Origin of the sequence: Rhodococcus sp. I2R (genome assembly GCF_020889545.1) — a bacterium.
GTDB lineage: Bacteria > Actinomycetota > Actinomycetes > Mycobacteriales > Mycobacteriaceae > Rhodococcoides.
In genome coordinates, this window is the sequence record NZ_JAHUTG010000008.1 from 231,361 (window position 1) to 239,514 (window position 8,154).

The window sequence follows — 8,154 nt, forward strand, 5'->3', positions numbered from 1 at the left end:
GGCTCTATCGTGCCACTTCGCATACGACGGCGGCCGCTCTGGTGCCCGAGGCGGCACAGGCGGGCACCCCGACTCCGTAGCTCCAGGCGCCGGCGACGGCTATGCCGGGCAACCGCTGCACAGCCGCCTCGATGTGGGCGACACGATCGAGGTGTCCGGGCGCATATTGGGGAAGTCCGCCGTACCAGCGCTGGACGAGGGTCGCGGTGGGCGCGGCGTCGATGCCGGTGATCGATCGGAGATCTCCCATGGCCTGCTCGACCAGGAGATCGTCGGGCAAGGCCAGCGGTTCTTCGTTGCCGAACCGCCCGAGCGAGGCCCGTAACAGGGGCACCTCACGCTCGGCGAGGTGCGTCCACTTGCGGCTCGAGAATGTGAACGCCTTGACCGCCAGGCCTGCGTCGGTGGCGACGAGAACACCGGAGTTGTCCGGCAACTCGGTTCCCGGGGGTAGCGCCATGGCAACGACGGCAGAGGAGCCGAGCTCGATCTCCGCGGCCGACTGTGCTGCGTCGGGCACGATGTCGGACAAGACGTGTGCGAGTTCGGGGGCCGGGATGGCCAGCACGATGAGATCGACGTGTCCGACCGGATCGAGCATCCACCCCTTGCGCTCGCCGCAGATCGACGTCGCCCGGGTGTTCCTAAGGATCTGTGCGTCCGCGGCTGAGACGAGGGTGTCGACGAGAACGCCGTATCCACCGCGGAGCGTGCCGAACACGGGAGCCGAACTCGGCTCGGGCAGCGAGCGGCGCACTGCGTCCGTCAGACTTCTCGCCCCGGCGTCCAGGGCAGCGGCGAGTGTCGGTAGCGCGGCACGCACGCCGATCGAATCGGACAGACCCGAATAGACTCCGCCGAGCAGCGGGTCGACCGATCGGCGCAGAACCTGCTCGCCGAATCTGGCTGCGACGAGGTCCGCAACGCTGCAGTCCTTGCCGCGATCCCACGTGAATTCCATCTCGGGCTCGCACTCGATCGTGGCGAGTGTGGCACCGTCGACGAGCTCTTGCATCGAGGCGGCGCCCGACGGAATGCCCATCAATGTGTCGGTGGGCATTGTGTGGAGCGCACCGGCTGCGTAGATGAGCGGGCGTTTTCCAGCTGGATAGACGAGCTGATCGGCGATGCCCAGCTCATCCATCAATGCTGGAACCTCCGGTCGGCGCCCGACGAAGGCCTCGGCGCCGACATCGACGGGTCCGCCGGCGAGATCGACGGTGCGCAGCGCGCCTCCGAGCCGATCCGATGCCTCCACCACCGTGATGTGGGCATCGGGCCCCAATGTGGTGCGCAATCGATAGGCCGCGACGAGGCCCGTGATGCCGCCCCCGACGACTGCAGCCCTGATCGATCGATCGGTCACAGCGAGTGCACCAGCTCCACGAGCCGTGTGATCATCTCCGGGTCGGTGTCGGGCAGCACACCGTGTCCCAGATTGAACACATGCCCGAGCGCACCCGCTTCGACGGCTCGGTCGGCCTCGGCCACGATGCGCCTGGTTTCGCTCTCGATCGCATCCCAGCCGGCGAAGAGCACTGCCGGATCCAGGTTGCCCTGCAGTGCTTTGCCCGGGCCGACTCGCTTCGCAGCTACGTCGAGGGGGATGCGCCAGTCGACACCGACGACGTCGGCGCCGGCCTCCCCCATGGCCCCGAGCAGCTCACCTGTGCCGACACCGAAGTGAATCTTGGGCACACCGGCAGAAGAGACCGCGTCGAACACCTTCTTCGAATGCGGAAGTACGAACTCACGGTAATCGGCAAGCGAGAGCGCCCCGGCCCACGAGTCGAAAAGCTGAACGGCGTCCACACCGGCCTCGAGCTGCGCCAGCAGAAACGTGATGGTGGTGTCCGCGAGCCTGTCCAGCAACGAGTGCCAGGTCGCCGAATCCGAACGCATCAGCGCTTTCGTCTTCTCGTGGTTTCGACTGGGTCCGCCTTCGACGAGGTACGAGGCCAACGTGAAGGGCGCTCCGGCGAAACCGATCAGTGCGGTCTCGCCCAGTTCGCGAACCAACAGGCCGACCGCGTCGGATACCGGCGCCACCTGCTGCGCATCGAGCTTCGGAAGTGCGGCGACGTCGGCTGCCGACCGCACCGGATGGGCGATGACAGGTCCGGTGCCGGCCACGATGTCGAGATCGATACCTGCCGCTTTGAGCGGTACCACGATGTCGGAGAACAAGATTGCCGCGTCGACACCGTGCCGCTTGACAGGCTGCAAGGTGATCTCGGCGACGAGTTCGGCGTCGAAGCAGGACTCGAGCATTCCGATGCCGGCCCTGATCTTTCGGTACTCCGGCAGCGAGCGGCCGGCCTGCCGCATGAACCACACGGGACGGCGCGTCGGCGACCGGCCTGCAACGGCCGCCAGCAACGGAGCATCGGGAAGTCGGCGACGGGGCGAAGGCGTGTCGATGTTCATCGACGTCCATGCTGCCACGTCCCGGCGAGAAGTCTTCGATGCAGGTGCGACACCAGCTTCACCACTCGGGCGCCGTTACAGCGGCGGGTTGGTCTCGGCTCGGCGCGCCTCCGACTATGAAGAACCTGAGAAGTCTACCGTCCGATGTTGTGACCAAACCCGGATCCTCTGCCGAGCCTGCGCCGTTTCGATCGGCGATCGAGGCGATGCACCGGGCCGTCGTACACCCGTCGATCGAGATCGGGCCCATTCGGCCGCCGCAGCGACTCGCACCCTTCAGTTATGCCATCGGAGCCGAAGTTGCGCATCCTGACGGTGACGACGTCGGGGAACAGTCCGACGGCGATGCATTCGGACGACTGATTCTGCTGTACGACCCCGACGGCGACGAAGCTTGGAACGGAACGATGCGCCTCGTCGCGTACATCCAGGCGGACGTCGACGAAACTCTGGCGTCGGACCCACTTCTTCCCGAGGTGGGTTGGAGTTGGTTGGTCGACGCCCTCGAGAGCCGAGCCGAGCCGTTTACCGCGCTGGGCGGCACCGTGACGTCGACGAGTTCGGTGCGGTACGGCGACATCGCCGGTCCACCGAAGGCGCACCAGTTGGAGTTGCGCGCGTCGTGGACGGCAGGTTCGGTGGAACTGGCATCCCACGTGGAAGCGTTCTGCGAAGTCCTCGCCTACGCCGCCGGACTGCCTCCGGCAGGCATCACCGACCTCCGCGATCGTGAGAAAAACCGTACGTAGTTCGCGCAAAGTCGACTCTCGAGGGCCTAGAGTCTGCACTCATGTCAACAGCCAGTTCCAGCGAGCCGTCGGAGACAGCGGAGGACGCGCCGACGGCGGTGCCTCTACTCGCCCCCGCGGACGGTGTCCCCGCCCTCGTCGATTCACCGGCCGGTGTCATTGCCGCTGCAGCACAGTTGGCCGAAGGGCATGGCCCGCTCGCAGTCGACGCGGAGAGGGCGTCGGGTTTCCGGTACTCACAGCGCGCATATCTGTTGCAGTTTCGCCGCCGCGGCGCCGGAACAGTCCTTCTCGATCCGATCCCGGTGGCCGATTCACTGCACCCGCTCGCCGAGGTGATCAATCCGCTCGAATGGGTGCTGCATTCCGCCGATCAGGACCTTCCGGGGCTCGACGAGCTCGGACTCGTCCCGGCCACGTTGTTCGACACCGAACTCGCCGGGCGGCTCGCGGGCTTCGAACGGGTCGGCCTGGGGCCGATCGTGGAGCGGACACTCGGTCTATCGCTGCAGAAAGGCCACGGTGCCGCCGACTGGTCGACCCGACCGCTCCCCGACATCTGGCTCAACTACGCCGCACTCGACGTCGAGGTTCTTCTCGAACTCCGAGATGCGATGGCCGCCGAACTCGAGGCGCAGGGCAAGACCGACTGGGCTGCTCAGGAGTTCGCCCACATTCTGACGCTCGGGCCACCCAAGCCGAAACCCGAGAGGTGGCGGCGCACGTCGGGCATCCACTCGATCAGCTCCCAACGTGTACTGGCCTCGGTTCGGGAACTGTGGCGCGCCCGTGACGAGCTGGCGCAGCGACGAGACATCGCGCCGAGTCGGGTGCTGCCGGATTCCGCCATCATCTCCGCCGCGTCTGCCGACGTGAAGTCCGAGAACGACCTACGCGCGCTGCCTGTGTTCGGTGGTCCACGCCAGCGACACTCGTCAAAGGTGTGGTTGTCCGCGCTGGAACGAGCCAGGCGTCTGCCTTCCGGGGAACTGCCGCCCCGGGCCGCTCCGTTCGACGGACCCCCGCCCGTCAACAGATGGTCTCGGCGCGATCCGGAGGCGGCCGAGCGTCTGGCCACCGTCCGAGCCGCCATGACAGAGCTGGGCGAGAGGGTCGGTGTCCCCGTCGAAAACCTGCTGCTGCCTGACGTTCTGCGGCGGCTGGTGTGGGACTGGACGGCCGTCGACCCGCTCGAGGCACACCAGCTCGTCGATGATCGACTCGCCGAGGGACGAGCCCGTCCGTGGCAACGCGAGTTGGTCGTACCGGTGCTCGTCGAGGCATTGACCCCTCCTCGAGTGACTGGGACCCCTCCTCGAGCGACTGGGACCCCTCCACAAGTTACCGACGGGTAATACCGGCTAGAGTGGACGGCAGCCCGGCGTCGGCCGGGCCAATCGACCGCATCTTCTCGGGAGGATCGAAGCGTGTCAGTACCCGCATCCACCAATTCACAGCGGAATGTCGTGTTCGTCGACGGCATCCGTACCCCATTCGGCAAGGCAGGCCCCAAGGGCATGTACGCCGACACTCGCGCCGACGACCTCGTCGTCAAGGCCATCCGCGAACTGCTGCGGAAGAACCCCTCCCTACCGCCAGAGCGGATCGACGAGGTTGCCATTGCCGCGACGACGCAGACCGGTGATCAGGGCCTGACAATCGGCCGCACCTCTGCACTCCTCGCCGGACTCCCCCGCAGCGTTCCGGGCTTCGCCATCGACCGCATGTGTGCCGGTGCAATGACCTCGGTCACCACCACCGGATCGGGAATCGGATTCGGCCAGTACGACGTGGTCATCGCCGGCGGCGTCGAGCACATGGGACATCACCCGATGGGTGAGGGCGCCGACCCCAACCCGCGCTTCCTCGCCGACAAACTGGTCGATCCCAGCGCCCTCGTCATGGGCAACACGGCCGAGAACCTGCACGATCGCTTTCCCACCATCACCAAGGAACGCACCGACGCCTACGCCGTCGCCAGCCAGAACAAGTACGACGCCGCCAAGAAGGCCGGCTTGCTCGCCGATACGCTCGTCCCCATCGCCACCAAGTCCGCAGCAGGCTGGGGCCTGGCCACCGAGGACGAGCCGCCCCGCCCCGGCACGACAACCTCGGACCTCGCCAAGCTCAAGACGCCGTTCCGGCCCGCCGGCCGCGTCACCGCAGGCAATGCAGCAGGCCTCAACGACGGTGCCACCGCCGCGATCCTCGCCGGCGAGGACACCGCACACGAGCTCGGCCTGAACATCGGCATGCGGATGGTCGGCTTCTCCTTCGCCGGCGTCGACCCGGCCGTCATGGGCATCGGCCCGGTCCCGGCCACCGAGAAGCTGCTCGGCCGAACCGGATTGAGCATCGAAGACATCGGTCTGTTCGAGATCAACGAGGCCTTTGCCGTCCAGGTACTCGCCTTTCTCGAGCACTTCGGCATTGCCGACGACGATCCCCGCGTCAACCAGTGGGGCGGCGCGATCGCGTGCGGCCACCCGCTCGCCTCCTCGGGTATTCGCCTGATGACACAACTGAGCCGCCAGTTCGCCGAGGCGCCCGACGTCCGGTACGGCCTGACGACCATGTGCATCGGTCTCGGCATGGGCGGCACCGTCATCTGGGAAAACCCCAATCACGCTGACTACGCGGGAGTGAAGCCTGCAGGAACGACCCATGGAGCGGGAGCAGCCAAATGAGTGACATCACGACAGCGTTCACGGACGAGGTAGTCACGAACGCGTACACCAAGATCGTCTCGGTGCCCGGCCTCGACGGCTCCATCGCACTGGTCACCCTCGACAACGGGTTCGATCACACCAAGCCGTCGACTTTCGGCCCGGCCGGCCTCGCGCGGCTCGACGCCGCCCTCGACGAGGCGTTCGCCGCGAACCCGGTGGCAATCGCCATCACCGGTAAGCCGTTCATCTTCGCCGTCGGCGCCGACCTCAACGGTGTGCCGAACATCAAGACCAAGGACGAGGCGCTGCAGATCGGGCAGCTCGGCCACAGGGTCTTCCGGCGTCTGCGCGAGTCGACGATTCCGACGTTCGCCTTCATCAACGGTGCCGCCCTCGGTGGCGGACTCGAAGTGGGTCTGCACTCGCACTACCGCACGGTCGCGGAGAACGCCGCTGCACTCGGCCTGCCCGAGGCATTCCTCGGCCTGGTCCCGGGCTGGGGCGGAACTCAGTTGCTGCCCAACATCATCGGCGCCTCCAATGCCGTGACGGTCGTCGTCGAGAACTCGCTCAACCAGAACCGGGTCCTCAAGCCGCAGCAGGCAGTCGATCTCGGGATCGCCGACGCCCTCTTCGGTGGCGCGGACTTCATCGAGCAGTCCCTCGCCTGGGCGGCGCAGGTCATCAAGGGTGAGATCATCCCGACCCGTCCCGAGATCGATCGCGGTCAGGCCTGGGACGACGCCATCACTCGCGCCAAGGCCATCGTTGCGGGCAAGACGAACAACTTCGCACCCGGCCCCGTCGCCGCCGTCGAATTGCTCGAACTCGCCAAGAACACCGACATCACCGACCCCGCCTCGCTCGACAAGGCGTTCGCAGCCGAGGACGAAGCGCTCTCGACCCTGCTGGTCAAAGACGAGCTGCGTGCCGGGCTGTACGCATTCGACCTGGTACAGAAGCGCGCGAAGCGTCCCGCCGGAGCACCGGACAAGTCCCTCGCTCGCAAGGTTTCCGGAGTCGGCATCGTCGGTGCCGGTCTGATGGCCAGCCAGCTCGCCCTGCTGTTCGTCCGTCAGCTGAAGGTGCCGGTGATTCTCACCGATATCGATCAGGAGCGCATCGACAAGGGCGTCGGCTACGTTCACGCCGAAATCGACAAGCTCCTCGGCAAGAAGCGCCTCTCCCCGGATGCCGCGAACCGACTCAAGGCGCTGGTGTCCGGCTCGATCGACAAGTCGGCGTTCGCCAACACCGATTTCGTCATCGAGGCAGTGTTCGAGAACCTCGACGTGAAGAAGAAGGTGTTCGCCGAGGTCGAGGAATTCGTCTCGCCCGAGACGATTCTCGCTACCAACACCTCCTCGCTGTCGATCACGAAGATGGCGGCGGACTTGAAGCACCCCGAGCGCGTGGTCGGCTTCCACTTCTTCAATCCCGTTGCCGTCCTCCCATTGCTCGAGGTCGTCAAGGGTGAGAAGACCGACGATGCCACTCTGGCAACGGCATTCGCGACTGCGAAGACTCTCAAGAAGTCTGCCGTCCTGTGCGCCGATCTGCCGGGCTTCGTGTTCAACCGCCTCGTGACGCGCGCATCGAACGAGATCATCAGCGCCATCGACGAGGGCACCCCGTTCGAGGTCGCCGACGGTGCCGTCGGCGAGCTCGGTATGCCGATGAGCCCGCTGACGCTGCTGGCCCTGGTGGGCCCGGCGGTTGCGTTGCACACAGCCGAGACGCTCGCCGAGGCCTACCCCGACCGGTTCAAGGACTCCCCCGGGTTCCGCGCGCTCGTCGAGGCCAAGAAGGCTGGAGTCTGGACCTACGGACCCGAGGGACAGATCGTCGACCCGGAGGTCGCCGAGATGTGGCCCCAGGGTGACTCTCCGTCGACCAGCGAGCAGGTACTCGATCGCACGCGTCGTGCAATCGCGGACGAGATCCGCATCATGCTCGACGAGGGCGTCGTCGCGGCCCCGGAGGACATCGACCTCTGCCTGCTACTCGGCGGTGGATTCGGCTTCTGGAACGGCGGCATCACCCCGTACCTCGACCGCACCGGCACATCCGAAGCGGTGACCGGTAAGCGGTTCCTCGCCCAGGGCGTAGCCAACGTCTAGGTAGCCCAGCTCGACCGAAGAGCCCGGCACTCCCTACAGGAGTGCCGGGCTCTCTCGTTCCCTCCCCATGTGATGCTCCTATGAGTGTCAAGCGGTGGTTTTGTGGGTGAGGAGTTGGAACATTTCGCGGGCGACGGCTCGTTTGAGGCAGCGAATGATGTCGCGTTTGGTTTTGCCTTCGGCGAGTCG

The 8,154-nt window shown here is 66.2% G+C and carries 6 protein-coding genes; 4 read left to right on the plus strand and 2 right to left on the minus strand.

Annotated features, from left to right (window positions below; translation table 11 throughout):
* Positions 1-4 precede the first annotated feature (4 nt).
* Both KVY23_RS10985 and hemE read right to left on the minus strand, forming a co-directional pair.
* Positions 5-1,366, minus strand: coding sequence for a protoporphyrinogen oxidase (locus KVY23_RS10985; RefSeq protein WP_230556412.1), 1,362 nt, complete (start codon positions 1,364-1,366; stop codon positions 5-7).
* Positions 1,363-2,427 (minus strand): uroporphyrinogen decarboxylase, encoded by a 1,065-nt coding sequence (gene hemE / locus KVY23_RS10990; RefSeq protein ID WP_230556413.1) that lies wholly within the window; start codon positions 2,425-2,427, stop codon positions 1,363-1,365. The genes KVY23_RS10985 and hemE overlap by 4 nt, the downstream gene beginning before the upstream one ends.
* 149 nt (positions 2,428-2,576) lie before the next feature.
* Between hemE and KVY23_RS10995 the strand changes: the two genes are divergently transcribed.
* The 4 genes from KVY23_RS10995 (at position 2,577) to KVY23_RS11010 (ending at position 7,965) form a co-directional block, all read left to right on the plus strand.
* On the plus strand, positions 2,577-3,176 hold the full coding sequence (locus KVY23_RS10995; RefSeq protein ID WP_075840194.1) for a DUF3000 domain-containing protein: 600 nt from the start codon (positions 2,577-2,579) through the stop codon (positions 3,174-3,176).
* A 41-nt stretch (positions 3,177-3,217) separates the two neighbouring features.
* Positions 3,218-4,531 (plus strand): ribonuclease D, encoded by a 1,314-nt coding sequence (locus tag KVY23_RS11000; protein ID WP_230556414.1) that lies wholly within the window; start codon positions 3,218-3,220, stop codon positions 4,529-4,531.
* Between the two features lie 72 nt (positions 4,532-4,603).
* A complete protein-coding gene (locus tag KVY23_RS11005) occupies positions 4,604-5,863 on the plus strand; it encodes a thiolase family protein (RefSeq protein WP_230556415.1) in 1,260 nt (419 codons plus the stop codon).
* On the plus strand, positions 5,860-7,965 hold the full coding sequence (locus tag KVY23_RS11010; protein ID WP_230556416.1) for a 3-hydroxyacyl-CoA dehydrogenase NAD-binding domain-containing protein: 2,106 nt from the start codon (positions 5,860-5,862) through the stop codon (positions 7,963-7,965). The genes KVY23_RS11005 and KVY23_RS11010 overlap by 4 nt, the downstream gene beginning before the upstream one ends.
* Positions 7,966-8,154: the final 189 nt, after the last annotated feature.